This is a genomic window from Pseudomonas sp. TYF_14 (assembly GCF_043105275.1).
GTDB lineage: Bacteria > Pseudomonadota > Gammaproteobacteria > Pseudomonadales > Pseudomonadaceae > Aquipseudomonas > Aquipseudomonas alloputida.
In genome coordinates this window covers 74,984-90,707 of record NZ_JBICLK010000002.1, presented here as the reverse complement: position 1 = coordinate 90,707, position 15,724 = coordinate 74,984, and the positions used below count along the sequence as shown (strand labels likewise).

Below are 15,724 nucleotides of genomic sequence, written 5' to 3'. Positions count from 1 at the left end.
CTGACGGACGTTAGAAAAACGAGGGGCGCGATGTTACGGAATTTGTCTGACAGCGGCCACCGCTCAACGCACCCGTTCCAGGCTCTGCACGGCCAGGTCCAGCGCACGCTGCATGTCCAGGCGCGCCGAACGGCCCAGGTCCGGGTCGTTCAGGCGGCCACCACGCTCTGAGGGCAGGATCGGCGCCGTCAGGTCTTCGGCATCCATCGCTTCGAAATCCTGTTCGGCGCCCAGGGTCAAGGCACTGCGCCGCAACAACATGCGCACCTGTTCCGGGGTAAGTGCCGGGTTGATCGACAGCATCGTCGCCACAGTGGCAGTCACCAAGGGTGTTGCGTACGACGTGCCGCAATGCGCAGCCTCGGCAGACACGGGGCGTATGCAGGCAGCAGCACTGACATCCACGCGCATGTCGATATTGGAACTGTGACGCTTGCGCACATGATCGTGGGCCTCAACTGCCGTAGCCTTGCCACTGCGCTGATGCCCGCCCACCACCAGCAATTGTTCGGTGATGAATGACGAAGGCAGGCGATATTCATCGGTCCCCGACCAGGACGCACCATTGCCCGCCGAATTCACCACCACCACATCAGGGTGCTCCTTGCGCAGCCAGAGGAAGAACTCCTCAAGCAACTCCTCGTAGCCACTCATTGCCAGCCCGGAGCGCACCAGCGAATCGACCTCATCACCCTTCACATTGCGTGCCCCGACCCGGTGAATGCCCCAGCTCCAGTTCAGCACCCGCACGCCATCTTCGACCAGGTTCACCGAGGCAGCGATGTTGGCGGTGATACCGGCATCCGAGTTGCGCTCTACCATCACCTCGAAGCCAGGGCTGTGCTTGCCCAGCCCCGGCAAAAAGCCCTCACCCTGCGCAGCGAGAATGCCTGCGACGTGGCTGCCGTGGCTTGCCGGGCGGTTACCGTCGCGAGCGTAGAGGCATGTCTGGCCTTGTTCGCAGCCCCCTCGATAATGGCTGAACCCCGGGGCGTCAAAGTCCACTTCGCGCTCGATTACCCCGACCCGCACGGGCTTCACCGGCAAGCCAGAGGCGGCAATCCGGCGCCGGTAGAAATACAGCGCGTCCATGAAGCGGTTGGCGGCCCATTCGTCCGCCTGGTCGATGGCCCGGGTGCCGCGCCCATTGCCCTCCTCCCCGCGCTCGGGGGCGGATTCTTCGACAATCACGGCATCCACGCTGACTTCACTACCCATGCGCAGGACCATCGCATCGCGCTGCACCAGGTCCTCTACCGGCAAGCGCAGCTGGTAGACATTCAGCGGCGGTATGGCACCGACAACCTGGGCGCCGTATTTACCGGCGATGCGCCGGGCCTCGCCGAGGCCGTCGTATTTTTCTTCGATCAACAAGCTGACCAGATCGACATAGGTGGTCAGGCCGTCCATGTTCTTCGCCACTTCATCGGGCCCTGCGGCGATCACATGACTGCGTTGGCGGCTCAGCCATACCGGGTTGCTGGTGCGGCCGCCATCGGCCAGCCAGAGCGGGGCGCTGCGCTGGGCTTCTCTCGCCAGTTTCAACGTTAGCCGGTCACCTTGGCGCTCGATGTCGGCTTCTGACAGCCGCGTACCGCCGAGCCATACCGTTGGCAGATTTGCCCGGAGCCCTTCGACACGCAGGCACCATCGCTGCTGGCTATCGCTGAACAAGTCGCCGCAACGCTGCAGCTGCTTGATGCGCAGCGTGTCCGCTGCAGCCTGTGCACCAAGACTGCAAAGCCACAACAGCAAGATCAGGACACCCTTCATGCAATCACCCCACGCGCTCCCTGTGAGTGCGACTTACGGGGCACCTCAAAGGTTCACCTGTGGCTGACAACTGCCTGGTCGCGGGCGAGCCATTCGGCCATGGAAGTATCCTCCAACGCGTACTCGCCACGATTGGCCTTCCATACCAGCTCCTTGTCGCGCAGGGCATCAAGGGCCTTCTGTACGTTTGCCGTGTTGACGTTGGCTACCGCCTGGGCCTGCTCCAGCTTGCGGCTGACCTCAACCAGGGTTTGCTCGGTAAACGGGGAAAACGGCTGCCGGCCCAGCGTGCGCTCGGCCATGACCTCTAGCACGGCCTGCTGCAACGGCGTAAGTTCGTTCCAAGCGCTTTCGTAGTCACTCCACACCCCAGCTTGATGGTTCAGCGCCCCATTGCGCAGCAGTTCACCCAGGTTGCCCGCCTCACCCAGGCCGACGCTAACTTCGGCCAACAGTTTGTTGAGCATTTCCGGGCGCCGGCCGACCAATTCGAACGCGTATGCCAGGTCCTCTACCTTGAACTGGTTACTGTCGGCCAGGCGACGGTTCCACAAGGCGGTGATGAATTCGACATATTCACGCCCCAGCAACGGAAATGGCGTGATGCTGGCACCAAAGAATGGCTGCTTGCTCTTGAGTACCAGGTTGGCCAGCTTGTCGCGACTAGAGCCCGTGAACACCAGGCGCAAGCCGTCCGGACGGTCGCCACGGTTAAGGTGGTCACGCGCGGCTTTCAGCGCGAACATCGCATTAAGGCCATCTTCGCTGTTAAGGGCGTGCTGAGCCTCGTCGATGATCAGTACTACCAACTGCCCTGATACTTGATGCAACACGGCAAGCGCCTGGGCCAGGGTAGTCCCCGCAGGCAGTTGCGGGCGGGTGAAATCCCAGCTCAGGGTGCGCAGCAGGTTGATCTTGTCGATACCGGCCTTTTTCGCGGTCCTGGCCAGCGCACCTTCGAATCTGGCCAGCGCAGTACCGATGGCGCCGCTGATGAGCTGCGCAGGGGCGGCGTCGCGATCCGACCACAGGTCGACGTAAACCGGTAGCCAGCCGCGCTGTACGCATTCCGGTATGAAGTCGTTGTTGAGGAAGGTGCTCTTGCCCGTACGCCGGGGCGCGGCCAGGAACATGCCCGAGCTGTAATCGACCAACGACTCGCCGGCCAGGTCTTGGGCCAGTGCGGTGGCCAACTGATTACGGCGTAGGAGCGGGCGAACGGGAGACATGCAATTAACCTCAATTATCTTGCCTACTATAATTTATAGCCTACAAGATAAACCAGGATAATACGACCGTCCGCAACAGTGCCGGCGTGATCCAGATCCGGCAAAAAGTCAGCAAATTTGCCATCATGTTGATTCCACCTGCGGAGATCATGGACATGCCGCTACGCCCCCTTTTCACCTCCCTGTTGCTGGTCGCCAGCCTCACCGCCCATGCCGCCACCGAGGTGGTGCCACTTCAGCATCGCAGCAGCGCCGAACTGCTGCCCGCCCTGCAGGCCTTCATCGGCAAGGACGGCACGGTCAGCGCCTTCGAGAACAAACTGATCGTCAACGCCAGCCCCGAGCGCATCGACGACCTGCGCGCCCTGCTGCAACAGCTGGACACCGCGCCCAAGCGCCTGCTGATCAGCGTCGACAACAACGACAGCAACTTCCAGGGCAACCGCGGCAACGCACGCGTCATTCACTACGGCACCAGCAACCGCGACGGCGGCATGCAACAGGTACAAGCCAGCGAAGGGCAACCGGCACTGATCCAGGTGGGCCAGAGCATCCCCATTACCAGCACCAGCACAGACGGCTATGGGCGCATTCAAAGCAACACCGAATACCGCAACGTGACCCAAGGCTTCTACGTAACCCCGAGCCTGAGCGGCGAAACGGTTCGTCTGCAAATAAGCAGCAATAATGACCGTATCAGCCATGAACGTGCAGATGTAGTGAAAGTACAAAGTACCGACACGACAGTCACGGGTAAGCTCGGCGAGTGGATCACCCTGGCGGGGTTCAACCAGCAGAGCCAAGCCGACCGCAGCGCGTCAAGCCACACGTACAGCACCCAACGGGGTGAAAACATGACATTGCGTGTCAAAGTCGACCTTGTCGACTGATCCCAGGCAATTCAAGGCTTCGACCAAAGGCCTTGAAACTGACTGCCAAGTCGCATTAGACCAAAGATGTAGTAAGTACAAAAAAGCACTACAAAACATTTGACAGGGTCTTTTTCCCAAGGGCATGATGGCCTCGCTCCCGCTAATCAGGGGCCCTGGCAAGGGCCTTCGGGGCGCGCTCCTTCCACCCCAGGAGGCGCCTCGTGTCTATACGGCCCACAAGGCGGTTCGACGGGATTGCGACTGCAACGAAGAAGTTGTCCCGAGGGACGGAAGCGCATCACCGCAGTACTGGCAATCGCGTAGCACCGCAGCAAGGCAACCACGAGCCGACCTGCCGGAGCGCACCTTCGCCTGGCCTGCCCAACCTTCCCCTTCGAGCCTTCGCGTTCGCCGCCGCATTCCTGCGAACAGGACAGCCGCCAGGCACCTGATCTGCTCCGAGCATCAGCACAATTAACCCAAGATCGATGCGACGAGGTTTATTTCCATGGCACTGACACGCGAACAGCAAATTGCAGCCCTCGAGAAAGACTGGGCCGAAAACCCGCGCTGGAAAGGCGTGACCCGTACCTACACCGCCGCTGATGTCGTTCGCCTGCGTGGCTCCGTGCAACCTGAGCACACCTTTGCGCGTCAGGGCGCAGAAAAACTGTGGAAGCTGGTCACCGAAGGTGCCCACCCGTCCTTCCGCCCCGACAAAGATTTCGTCAACTGCATGGGCGCCCTGACCGGCGGCCAGGCTGTACAACAGGTCAAGGCCGGCATCCAGGCCATCTACCTGTCCGGCTGGCAGGTTGCCGCCGACAACAACTCGGCCGAGTCGATGTACCCTGACCAGTCGCTGTACCCGGTCGACTCGGTACCGACCGTGGTCAAACGCATCAACAACGCGTTCCGCCGCGCCGACCAGATCCAGTGGAAAGCCGGCAAGAACCCGGGCGACGACGGCTACATCGACTACTTCGCGCCCATCGTGGCCGACGCCGAAGCCGGTTTCGGTGGCGTACTGAACGCCTACGAGCTGATGAAGAACATGATCGAAGCAGGCGCCGCCGGCGTGCACTTCGAAGACCAGCTGGCCTCGGTGAAAAAATGCGGCCACATGGGCGGCAAGGTGCTGGTGCCGACTCAGGAAGCCGTGCAGAAGCTGGTGGCCGCTCGCCTGGCCGCTGACGTGTCGGGTGTACCGACCATCATCCTGGCGCGTACCGATGCCAACGCCGCCGACCTGCTGACCAGCGACTGCGACCCGTACGACCAGCCGTTCGTGGTTGGCGAGCGCACCCGCGAAGGCTTCTACAAGGTCCGCGCCGGCCTCGACCAGGCCATTGCCCGCGGCCTGGCCTACGCCCCGTACGCCGACCTGATCTGGTGTGAAACCGCCAAGCCGGACCTGGACGAAGCCCGCCGCTTCGCCGAGGCGATCAAGAAGGAGTACCCGGACCAGATCCTGTCGTACAACTGCTCGCCTTCCTTCAACTGGAAGAAAAACCTGGACGACGCCACCATCGCCAAGTTCCAGCGCGAACTGTCGGCCATGGGTTACAAGCATCAGTTCATCACCCTGGCCGGCATCCACAACATGTGGCACGGCATGTTCAACCTGGCGCACGACTACGCCCGCAACGACATGACCGCCTACGTGAAGCTGCAGGAGCAGGAATTCGCTGATGCCAGCAAGGGCTACACCTTCGTGGCGCACCAGCAGGAAGTGGGCACTGGCTACTTCGACGACATGACCACCGTGATCCAGGGTGGCGCTTCGTCGGTGACTGCACTGACCGGTTCGACCGAGGAAGAGCAGTTCCACTGATAGTGGGTTGCCGTTGAACAAAGGCCCGGGGCTTGTGAAAGCTCCGGGCCTTTGTTTTTACCCGAGAAAGGGCCGGGCCTGCTGGCCAATTTTTACCAGCCGTTCACCGTTTCCGCCGCTACCGTATTCGCGGGTAAACCCGCACCTACACTGATCGGGAGGAGACACACATCGGCGATTGGGCGCAGGCCGCTGCAGGAACGGGTTCACCCGCGAAAGGGCCGGCACAGGCCACAGCAAAACCCCGGATCAGGGCTATGCTTGTGGCAGCCCAGCAGCAAGGACCGCCCATGCCTCGTCCAAGCCACCTGATGATTCTCGCCCTGACCGCCGCTGCCCTCTATATATATGCACTGGCCAGCGACAACACCATGCTCGCCCTGATGGCCAAACCCATCCCGGTGCTGGCCTTGATTGCCTGGCTGCGCAGCACCCCGGTTTCGCCTTATCGCACGTGGATCTCGATCGGCCTGGGCTTCTCGGTACTCGGTGACATCCTGCTGGCCATCCCCGCCGACCTGTTCGTGTTCGGCCTGGCCGCCTTCCTTTGCGCCCATCTTGCTTACCTGCGCGGCTATTGCGGCATTACCCTGCGCCCCGCCCTGCCCGCACTGATCTTCAGCGCAATCACTGGCATCGCGCTGCTCGGCGTACTGGCCAACAACGGCCTCGGCCCGTTGCTGATCCCGGTAGCACTCTACGCCCTGGCCATCAGCGCCATGCTCTGGCGCGCACTGGCCTGCGGGGGAGTGGCAGCACTGGGTGCCGGCCTGTTCGTGTTCTCCGACAGCCTGATCGGCATCGACCGCTTCATCAGCCCGTTCGCCGCCGCACCGTACCTGATCATCCTCGCCTACTGGCTCGGCCAATGGGCCATCGTTTCATCAGTCGGTCATCGCTCAACCGATAAAGTATTGACCCAGAGCGGTGCGCGCAGGACCGAGAGCTGCTAGAACAAGGGTTTTTTGCAATTGCAAGTAGGGGGAATCGCCAGATGAACTTTACAAGGCGCAGAACAGCGAAATTCGAGCGCAGCAGTTCAAATGATATTAATTATCATTACAGGGTTTGCAATTCGTTACCCGCTGCAAGAAACATAATTAACAAAACCGCGCGTAATGCCCGAATTTCAAGGCTCTCAGCCAGTTACGAACGGTTTTTGTACTTAATCCTACGAATAAATTTGCGACAGAAATTTTACTTGCACCAGGTTTACCCATAAAATCAGCGCGATTGATCCGGCTGCGACATTTGGTCACTGCATGTGCGACGCCAAGTCGCCGCTCTACACTTATTTCAGACTGCAGAGCTGGGTCTCTGTATAAGGATTTCTAGCATGTCCGATTCGGCAGGACTCATCGCCCACAACTGGGGCTTTGCCATCTTCCTCCTGGGTGTCGTCGGCCTGTGCGCCTTCATGCTCGGCCTGTCCAGCCTGCTCGGTAGCAAGGCCTGGGGCCGCGCCAAGAACGAACCCTTCGAATCCGGCATGCTGCCCGTCGGCAGCGCTCGCCTGCGCCTGTCCGCCAAATTCTATCTGGTCGCGATGCTGTTCGTGATCTTCGATATCGAAGCCCTCTTTCTCTTTGCATGGTCTGTGTCCGTCCGCGAAAGCGGCTGGACCGGATTCGTCGAAGCACTCGTTTTCATAGCAATTCTGTTGGCAGGTCTTGTCTACCTATGGCGCGTCGGGGCACTTGATTGGGCTCCCGAAGGTCGCCGCAAGCGGCAAGCGAAGCTGAAACAATGAGGCTTTGGCATGCAATACAATCTCACCAGAATCGATCCGGATGCGCCCAACGAGCAGTACCCGGTCGGTGAACGGGAAACCGTCACCGATCAACTGCTGGAGGACCAGGTCCACAAGAACATCTTCATGGGCAAACTTGAAGATGTGCTGCGTGGCGCGGTCAACTGGGGCCGCAAGAACTCCCTCTGGCCGTACAACTTCGGCCTGTCCTGCTGCTACGTGGAAATGACCACGGCCTTCACGGCACCCCACGACATCGCCCGCTTCGGCGCCGAAGTCATCCGGGCCTCGCCGCGTCAGGCCGACTTCATGGTCATTGCCGGTACCTGCTTCGTGAAGATGGCGCCGATCATCCAGCGCCTCTACGAGCAGATGCTCGAGCCGAAATGGGTCATTTCCATGGGTTCGTGCGCCAACTCCGGTGGCATGTACGACATCTACTCGGTCGTTCAGGGGGTCGACAAGTTCCTCCCCGTGGACGTCTATGTGCCTGGCTGCCCGCCACGCCCTGAGGCTTTCCTGCAAGGCTTGATGCTGCTGCAGGAGTCGATCGGCCAAGAACGACGCCCGCTTTCCTGGGTTGTTGGTGATCAAGGTATTTACCGTGCCGAGATGCCAGCCCAGAAAGACCTGCGTCGTGAGCAGCGCATTGCAGTAACCAACCTGCGCAGCCCCGACGAAGTCTGATCCAGCGACCTGCCGCCCGCTCCCGAAGGAGCCGGCGGCCTGGCTTCATTCTTAACGTTGACCCAAAGCGACCGAGACCATGACAGCGGACAACGCTATTTTCATTCCGCCCTACAAGGCTGACGACCAGGATGTGGTCGTCGAACTGAACAACCGTTTTGGCGCCGACGCATTCGTCGCCCAGGAAACCCGCACCGGCATGCCCGTGCTGTGGGTAAAACGCGCCCAGCTCAAAGAGGTGCTCAGCTTCCTGCGCGGCGTCGCCAAGCCTTACAGCATGCTGTACGACCTGCATGGCGTCGACGAGCGCCTGCGCACCCAGCGCCGTGGCCTGCCAGCCGCCGATTTCAGCGTGTTCTACCACCTGTTGTCGATCGAGCGTAACAGCGATGTGATGATCAAGGTGTCGCTCAGCGAAGGCGACCTGAACCTGCCGACCGTGACGGGCATCTGGCCAAACGCCAACTGGTACGAGCGCGAAGTCTGGGACATGTTCGGCATCGACTTTGCCGGCCACCCGCACCTCAGCCGCATCATGATGCCGCCGACCTGGGAAGGTCACCCGCTGCGCAAGGACTACCCTGCTCGTGCGACCGAGTTCGACCCCTACAGCCTGACCCTGGCCAAGCAGCAGCTTGAAGAGGAATCGGCACGCTTCAACCCGGAAGCCTGGGGCATGAAGCGCCAGGGCGCCAACGAGGACTACATGTTCCTCAACCTCGGCCCCAACCACCCTTCGGCGCACGGTGCGTTCCGTATCGTCCTGCAGCTGGACGGTGAAGAAATCGTCGACTGCGTACCGGACATCGGCTACCACCACCGTGGCGCCGAAAAAATGGCCGAGCGCCAGTCCTGGCACAGCTTCATCCCCTACACCGACCGTATCGATTACCTCGGCGGGGTGATGAACAACCTGCCGTACGTGCTTGCGGTAGAGAAGCTGGCCGGCATCAAGGTGCCGCAGAAGGTCGACGTGATTCGCATCATGCTGGCCGAGTTCTTCCGCATCACCAGCCACCTGCTGTTCCTGGGTACCTACATCCAGGACGTCGGCGCCATGACCCCGGTGTTCTTCACCTTCACCGACCGCCAGCGCGCCTACACCGTGATCGAAGCGATCACCGGTTTCCGCCTGCACCCGGCCTGGTACCGCATCGGTGGCGTCGCCCACGACCTGCCACGTGGCTGGGACAAGCTGGTCAAGGACTTTGTCGAGTGGCTGCCCAAGCGCCTCGACGAATACACCAAGGCCGCCCTGCAAAACAGCATCCTCAAGGGCCGTACCATCGGCGTTGCCGCGTACAACACCAAGGAAGCGCTGGAATGGGGCACCACCGGTGCCGGCTTGCGTGCCACCGGTTGCAACTTCGACCTGCGTAAAGCCCGTCCTTACTCCGGCTACGAAAACTTCGAGTTCGAAGTACCGCTGGCCCACAACGGCGATGCCTACGATCGCTGCATGGTCCGTGTCGAGGAGATGCGTCAGAGTATCCGCATCATCGACCAGTGCCTGCGCAACATGCCGGAAGGCCCGTACAAGGCGGATCACCCGCTGACCACGCCGCCGCCGAAAGAGCGCACCCTGCAGCACATCGAAACCCTGATCACGCACTTCCTGCAAGTCTCGTGGGGCCCGGTCATGCCGGCCAACGAGTCGTTCCAGATGATCGAAGCGACCAAGGGCATCAACAGTTACTACCTGACGAGCGATGGCGGCACCATGAGCTACCGCACCCGGATCCGCACCCCGAGCTACCCGCACCTGCAGCAGATCCCTTCGGTGATCAAAGGCAGCATGGTTGCCGACCTCATTGCGTACCTGGGCAGTATCGACTTCGTTATGGCTGACGTGGACCGCTAAGCATGAACAGCACGCTTATCCAGACAGACCGTTTCGCCCTGAGCGAAACCGAGCGCTCGGCCATCGAGCACGAAATGCATCACTACGAGGACCCGCGCGCGGCGTCCATCGAAGCCCTGAAGATCGTCCAGAAGGAGCGTGGCTGGGTGCCGGACGGCGCCATTCACGCCATCGGCGAAGTGCTGGGCATTCCGGCCAGCGACGTCGAGGGTGTCGCCACCTTCTACAGCCAGATCTTCCGCCAACCGGTCGGCCGCCACATCATCCGCGTGTGCGACAGCATGGTCTGCTACATCGGCGGCCATGAGTCGGTGGTCAGCCAGATCCAGAGCGAGCTGGGCATCGGCCTCGGCCAGACCACTGCCGACGGCCGTTTCACCCTGCTGCCCGTGTGCTGCCTGGGCAACTGCGACAAGGCTCCGGCACTGATGATCGACGACGACACCTTCGGTGACGTGCAGCCGGCTGGCGTTTCCAAACTGCTGGAGGGTTACGTATGACCATTACTTCCTTCGGCCCGGCCAACCGCATCGCGCGCTCGGCCGAAACCCACCCGCTGACCTGGCGCCTGCGTGACGACGGCGAGCCGGTCTGGCTGGCCGAGTACGAATCGAAGAACGGCTACGCCGCAGCCCGCAAGGCGCTGGCGCAAATGTCCGCCGACGACATCGTGCAGAGCGTCAAGGACTCCGGCCTCAAAGGCCGTGGCGGTGCAGGTTTCCCCACTGGCGTGAAGTGGGGCCTGATGCCCAAAGACGAATCCATGAACATCCGCTACCTGCTGTGCAACGCGGACGAAATGGAGCCGAACACCTGGAAGGACCGCATGCTGATGGAGCAACAGCCCCATCTGCTGGTCGAGGGCATGCTGATCAGCGCCCGCGCCCTGAAGGCCTACCGCGGCTACATCTTCCTGCGTGGCGAGTACACCACCGCAGCGAAAAACCTCAACCGTGCCATCGATGAAGCCAAGGCCGCCGGCCTGCTGGGCAAGAACATCCTGGGCAGCGGTTTCGATTTCGAGCTGTTCGTGCACACCGGTGCAGGCCGCTACATCTGCGGTGAAGAAACCGCGCTGATCAACTCGCTGGAAGGCCGCCGCGCCAACCCGCGCTCCAAGCCGCCCTTCCCTGCCGCCGTTGGCGTGTGGGGCAAGCCGACGTGCGTGAACAACGTCGAGACCCTGTGCAACGTCCCGGCCATCGTCGCCAACGGCAACGACTGGTACAAGTCGCTGGCCCGCGAAGGCAGCGAGGACCACGGCACCAAGCTGATGGGCTTCTCCGGCAAGGTGAAGAACCCAGGCCTGTGGGAACTGCCATTTGGCGTTACCGCCCGCGAATTGTTCGAAGACTACGCCGGTGGCATGCGCGATGGCTTCAAGCTCAAGTGCTGGCAGCCAGGCGGCGCCGGTACCGGCTTCCTGCTGCCTGAGCACCTCGATGCGCAAATGTACGCCGGTGGCATCGCCAAGGTCGGCACCCGTATGGGTACTGGCCTGGCCATGGCGGTCGACGACAGCATCAACATGGTGTCGCTGCTGCGCAACATGGAAGAGTTCTTTGCCCGCGAATCGTGCGGCTGGTGCACCCCATGCCGTGACGGCCTGCCGTGGAGCGTGAAGATGCTGCGCGCGCTGGAAAACGGCCAAGGCCGCGCCGAGGACATCGAGACGCTGCTGGGGCTGGTCAACTTCCTCGGCCCGGGCCGTACCTTCTGTGCTCACGCACCGGGTGCCGTCGAGCCGCTGGGCAGTGCCATCAAATACTTCCGCTCGGAGTTCGAGGCCGGCGTGGCGCCAGAAAGCGCTGCCACCCTGCGCCCCGACCTGGCGAAGCCGATCGTGGTCGGCGCATAACAAGATGATTAGGCGGGTGGTCCGTGCCACTCGCCAGCTTACCGGCAGGCCCGAGCAATCGAGGCGTGTCGCAAGCTCACCGATTTCCATTAGCCACGCCCGCTCACGCGGGCCAACGAAGAACTTTGAACAATGGCCACTATCCACGTAGACGGCAAAGCGCTCGAAGTCAACGGTGCAGACAACCTGTTACAGGCATGTCTGTCGCTCGGCCTCGACATCCCTTATTTCTGCTGGCACCCGGCGCTTGGTAGCGTTGGCGCCTGCCGGCAATGCGCAGTCAAGCAGTACACCGACGAGAACGACACCCGTGGTCGTATCGTCATGTCCTGCATGACCCCTGCTTCCGACGGCACCTGGATTTCCATCGACGATGAAGAGTCGAAGGCGTTCCGCGCCAGCGTCGTCGAATGGCTGATGACCAACCACCCGCACGACTGCCCGGTGTGCGAGGAAGGCGGTCACTGCCACCTGCAGGACATGACGGTAATGACCGGCCACAACGAGCGCCGCTACCGTTTCACCAAGCGTACCCACCAGAACCAGGACCTCGGCCCGTTCATCGCCCATGAGATGAACCGCTGCATCGCCTGCTACCGCTGCGTGCGCTATTACAAGGACTACGCCGGTGGTACCGACCTGGGCGTCTACGGCGCCCACGACAACGTGTACTTCGGCCGCGTCGAAGACGGTGTGCTGGAAAGCGAGTTCTCCGGCAACCTGACCGAGGTCTGCCCGACCGGCGTATTCACCGACAAGACCCACTCCGAACGCTACAACCGCAAGTGGGACATGCAGTTCGCCCCAAGCATCTGCCATGGCTGCTCCAGCGGCTGCAACATCAGCCCGGGTGAGCGCTACGGCGAACTACGCCGTATCGAAAACCGCTTCAACGGTTCGGTCAACCAGTACTTCCTGTGCGACCGCGGCCGCTTCGGCTACGGCTACGTCAACCGCAAGGACCGCCCACGCCAGCCACAACTGGCCGACGGCACCAAGCTGGGCCTGGACGCCGCCCTGGACAAGGCCGCCGACCTGCTACGCGGCCGTACCATCGTCGGTATCGGCTCGCCACGCGCCAGCCTCGAAAGCAACTACGGCCTGCGTGAGCTGGTCGGCGCCGAGTACTTCTACTCGGGCATGGAAGCTGGCGAACTGGCCCGCGTACGCCTGGCCCTGAACGTGCTGAACAACAGCCCGCTGCCCGTGCCGACCCTGCGCGACATCGAAGACCACGACGCCGTGTTCGTGCTCGGTGAAGACCTGACCCAGACCGCTGCCCGCGTCGCCCTGGCCGTGCGCCAGGCCACCAAAGGCAAGGCCGAGGCCATGGCCGAAGCCATGAAAGTGCAGCCTTGGCTCGACGCTGCCGTGAAGAACATTGGCCAGCACGCGCTGTACCCGCTGTTCATCGCATCCCTGGCTGAAACCAAGCTGGACGACGTCGCCGAAGAGTGCGTACACGCCGCGCCGGCCGACCTGGCCCGCATCGGTTTCGCCGTGGCCCACGCCATCGACCCGAGCGCCCCTGCCGTCGCCGGCCTGGACGACGAAGCCCAGGCCCTGGCCCAGCGCATCGCCGACGCCCTGGTCGCCGCCAAGCGCCCACTGGTCGTAGCCGGTACTTCGCTGGCCGACCCGGCGCTGATCGAAGCGGCTGCCAACATCGCCAAGGCCCTGAAGCTGCGCGAGAAAAACGGCTCGCTGAGCCTGGTGGTGCCTGAGGCCAACAGCCTCGGCCTGGCCATGCTCGGTGGCGAGTCGGTCGATGCCGCCCTAGACGCGGTCATCAGCGGCAAAGCCGATGCCATCGTGGTGCTGGAAAACGACCTGTACGCCCGCGTACCGGCCGCCAAGGTCGATGCTGCCCTGGCTGCGGCCAAGGTGGTGATCGTTGCCGACCACTCCAAAACCGCCACCGTCGACCGCGCCCACCTGGTGCTGCCGGCCGCCTCGTTCGCCGAAGGCGACGGTACCCTGGTCAGCCAGGAAGGCCGTGCCCAGCGCTTCTTCCAGGTGTTCGACCCGCAGTACCTGGACAGCAGCATCCAGATCCACGAAGGCTGGCGCTGGATGCACGCCCTGCGTGCCACCCTGCTGAACAAGCCGGTCGACTGGACCCAGCTGGACCACGTCACCAGCGCCTGCGCCGAAGCCGCTCCGCAACTGGCTGGCATCGTCAACGCCGCGCCGAGCGCTGCGTTCCGCATCAAGGGCATGAAGCTGGCCCGTGAGCCGCTGCGCTACTCCGGCCGTACCGCCATGCGTGCCAACATCAGTGTGCACGAGCCGCGCACCCCGCAAGACAAGGACACCGCGTTCGCCTTCTCCATGGAAGGCTACTCGGGTTCGGCCGAACCGCGCCAGCAGGTGCCATTCGCCTGGTCGCCGGGCTGGAACTCCCCACAAGCCTGGAACAAGTTTCAGGACGAGGTCGGTGGCCACCTGCGTGCCGGTGACCCAGGCGTACGCCTGATCGAATCGCAAGGCGACCGCCTGAACTGGTTCAACGCCATTCCGGGGGCCTTCAACCCGGCCCGTGGCACCTGGACTGCCGTGCCGTTCTTCCACCTGTTCGGCAGCGAAGAAAGCTCCTCGCGCGCCGCCCCGGTTCAAGAACGCATCCCGGCTGCCTACGTGGCCCTAGCCAAGTCCGAAGCCGACCGCCTGGGCGTCAACGACGGCGCCCTGCTGAGCCTGAACGTCGCCGGTGTGGCCCTGCGCCTGCCGCTGCGTATCAATGAAGAGCTGGGCGCTGGCCTGGTCGCGCTGCCGAAAGGCCTGGCTGGCATTCCGCCTGCCATCTTCGGTGCATCCGTCGAAGGTCTGCAGGAGGCAGCACAATGAGCTGGTTCACCCCCGAAGTGATCGATGTGATCCTCACCGTGCTGCGGGCCATCGTGGTCCTGCTGGCGGTGGTGGTCTGCGGTGCGCTGCTCAGCTTCGTCGAGCGCCGCCTGCTGGGCTGGTGGCAGGACCGTTACGGTCCGAACCGCGTCGGCCCGTTCGGCATGTTCCAGATCGCTGCCGACATGCTGAAGATGTTCTTCAAGGAAGACTGGAACCCACCCTTCGTCGATCGCGTGATCTTCACCCTGGCACCGGTAGTGGCCATGAGCGCCCTGCTGATCGCCTTCGTGGTCATCCCGATCACCCCGACCTGGGGCGTTGCCGACCTGAACATCGGCCTGCTGTTCTTCTTCGCCATGGCCGGCCTGTCGGTCTACGCGGTGCTGTTCGCCGGCTGGTCGTCGAACAACAAGTACGCCCTGCTGGGCAGCTTGCGTGCTTCGGCACAGACCGTGTCGTACGAAGTGTTCCTGGGCCTGGCGCTGATGGGCGTGGTGGTGCAGGTGGGTTCGTTCAACATGCGCGACATCGTTGAGTACCAGGCGCAGAACCTGTGGTTCATCATTCCGCAGTTCTTCGGCTTCTGCACCTTCTTCATCGCTGGCGTCGCCGTGACTCACCGTCACCCGTTCGACCAGCCGGAAGCAGAACAGGAACTGGCCGACGGCTACCACATCGAGTATGCCGGCATGAAGTGGGGCATGTTCTTCGTCGGTGAGTACATCGGCATCATCCTCATCTCGGCGCTGCTGGTAACCCTGTTCTTCGGCGGCTGGCACGGCCCGTTCGGCATCCTGCCGCAACTGTCGTTCCTGTGGTTCGCCCTGAAGACCGCGTTCTTCATCATGCTGTTCATCCTGCTGCGCGCCTCGATCCCGCGCCCACGCTATGACCAGGTGATGGACTTCAGCTGGAAGTTCTGCCTGCCGCTGACCCTGATCAATTTGCTGGTGACCGCTGCGATCGTGCTCTACAACACGCCAGCCGTCGCGGCCCAGTGAGGATTTGAC

At 62.4% G+C, this 15,724-nt stretch carries 12 protein-coding genes; 10 read left to right on the top strand and 2 right to left on the bottom strand.

The genetic code is table 11. The features are described 5' to 3' along the window. Window positions 1-63 precede the first annotated feature (63 nt). Complete coding sequence (locus ACF8O8_RS00525; protein ID WP_392509100.1) at window positions 64-1,773, bottom strand: S8/S53 family peptidase; 1,710 nt, start codon at window positions 1,771-1,773, stop codon at window positions 64-66. A gap of 53 nt (window positions 1,774-1,826) precedes the next feature. Beyond that, complete coding sequence (locus ACF8O8_RS00520; protein WP_392509099.1) at window positions 1,827-3,002, bottom strand: hypothetical protein; 1,176 nt, start codon at window positions 3,000-3,002, stop codon at window positions 1,827-1,829. Between the two features lie 125 nt (window positions 3,003-3,127). Between ACF8O8_RS00520 and ACF8O8_RS00515 the strand changes: the two genes are divergently transcribed. The 10 genes from ACF8O8_RS00515 to nuoH all read left to right on the top strand — a co-directional run bounded on the left by ACF8O8_RS00515 (window position 3,128) and on the right by nuoH (window position 15,715). Beyond that, window positions 3,128-3,892 (top strand): secretin N-terminal domain-containing protein, encoded by a 765-nt coding sequence (locus ACF8O8_RS00515; protein ID WP_392509098.1) that lies wholly within the window; start codon window positions 3,128-3,130, stop codon window positions 3,890-3,892. Between the two features lie 490 nt (window positions 3,893-4,382). Beyond that, window positions 4,383-5,708 carry an isocitrate lyase gene (aceA, locus tag ACF8O8_RS00510; protein WP_010954897.1) on the top strand — a complete coding sequence of 442 codons (1,326 nt, stop codon included), beginning with the start codon at window positions 4,383-4,385 and terminating at the stop codon, window positions 5,706-5,708. Window positions 5,709-5,998: 290 nt separating this feature from the next. Further along, the gene (locus ACF8O8_RS00505) at window positions 5,999-6,661 is read left to right on the top strand and encodes a lysoplasmalogenase (RefSeq protein ID WP_392509097.1); all 663 of its coding nucleotides are present in this window, start codon (window positions 5,999-6,001) and stop codon (window positions 6,659-6,661) included. Between the two features lie 383 nt (window positions 6,662-7,044). Further along, a complete protein-coding gene (locus ACF8O8_RS00500; RefSeq protein ID WP_003251427.1) occupies window positions 7,045-7,458 on the top strand; it encodes an NADH-quinone oxidoreductase subunit A in 414 nt (137 codons plus the stop codon). 9 nt (window positions 7,459-7,467) lie between these two features. After that, window positions 7,468-8,145, top strand: a complete 678-nt coding sequence (locus tag ACF8O8_RS00495) for an NADH-quinone oxidoreductase subunit B family protein (RefSeq protein WP_003251429.1) — start codon at window positions 7,468-7,470, stop codon at window positions 8,143-8,145. 79 nt (window positions 8,146-8,224) lie between these two features. Then, complete coding sequence (nuoC, locus tag ACF8O8_RS00490; RefSeq protein WP_010954900.1) at window positions 8,225-10,006, top strand: NADH-quinone oxidoreductase subunit C/D; 1,782 nt, start codon at window positions 8,225-8,227, stop codon at window positions 10,004-10,006. 2 nt (window positions 10,007-10,008) lie between these two features. Next, the gene (gene nuoE, locus ACF8O8_RS00485; protein WP_003251433.1) at window positions 10,009-10,506 is read left to right on the top strand and encodes an NADH-quinone oxidoreductase subunit NuoE; all 498 of its coding nucleotides are present in this window, start codon (window positions 10,009-10,011) and stop codon (window positions 10,504-10,506) included. Beyond that, the gene (gene nuoF, locus ACF8O8_RS00480; RefSeq protein ID WP_010954901.1) at window positions 10,503-11,864 is read left to right on the top strand and encodes an NADH-quinone oxidoreductase subunit NuoF; all 1,362 of its coding nucleotides are present in this window, start codon (window positions 10,503-10,505) and stop codon (window positions 11,862-11,864) included. The genes nuoE and nuoF overlap by 4 nt, the downstream gene beginning before the upstream one ends. 132 nt (window positions 11,865-11,996) lie before the next feature. Beyond that, window positions 11,997-14,711: an NADH-quinone oxidoreductase subunit NuoG gene (gene nuoG, locus ACF8O8_RS00475; protein WP_392509096.1), complete on the top strand. Its 2,715-nt coding sequence runs from the start codon at window positions 11,997-11,999 to the stop codon at window positions 14,709-14,711. Beyond that, window positions 14,708-15,715 (top strand): NADH-quinone oxidoreductase subunit NuoH, encoded by a 1,008-nt coding sequence (nuoH, locus tag ACF8O8_RS00470; RefSeq protein ID WP_003251440.1) that lies wholly within the window; start codon window positions 14,708-14,710, stop codon window positions 15,713-15,715. Before nuoG ends, nuoH begins: the two co-directional genes overlap by 4 nt. Window positions 15,716-15,724 lie beyond the last annotated feature (9 nt).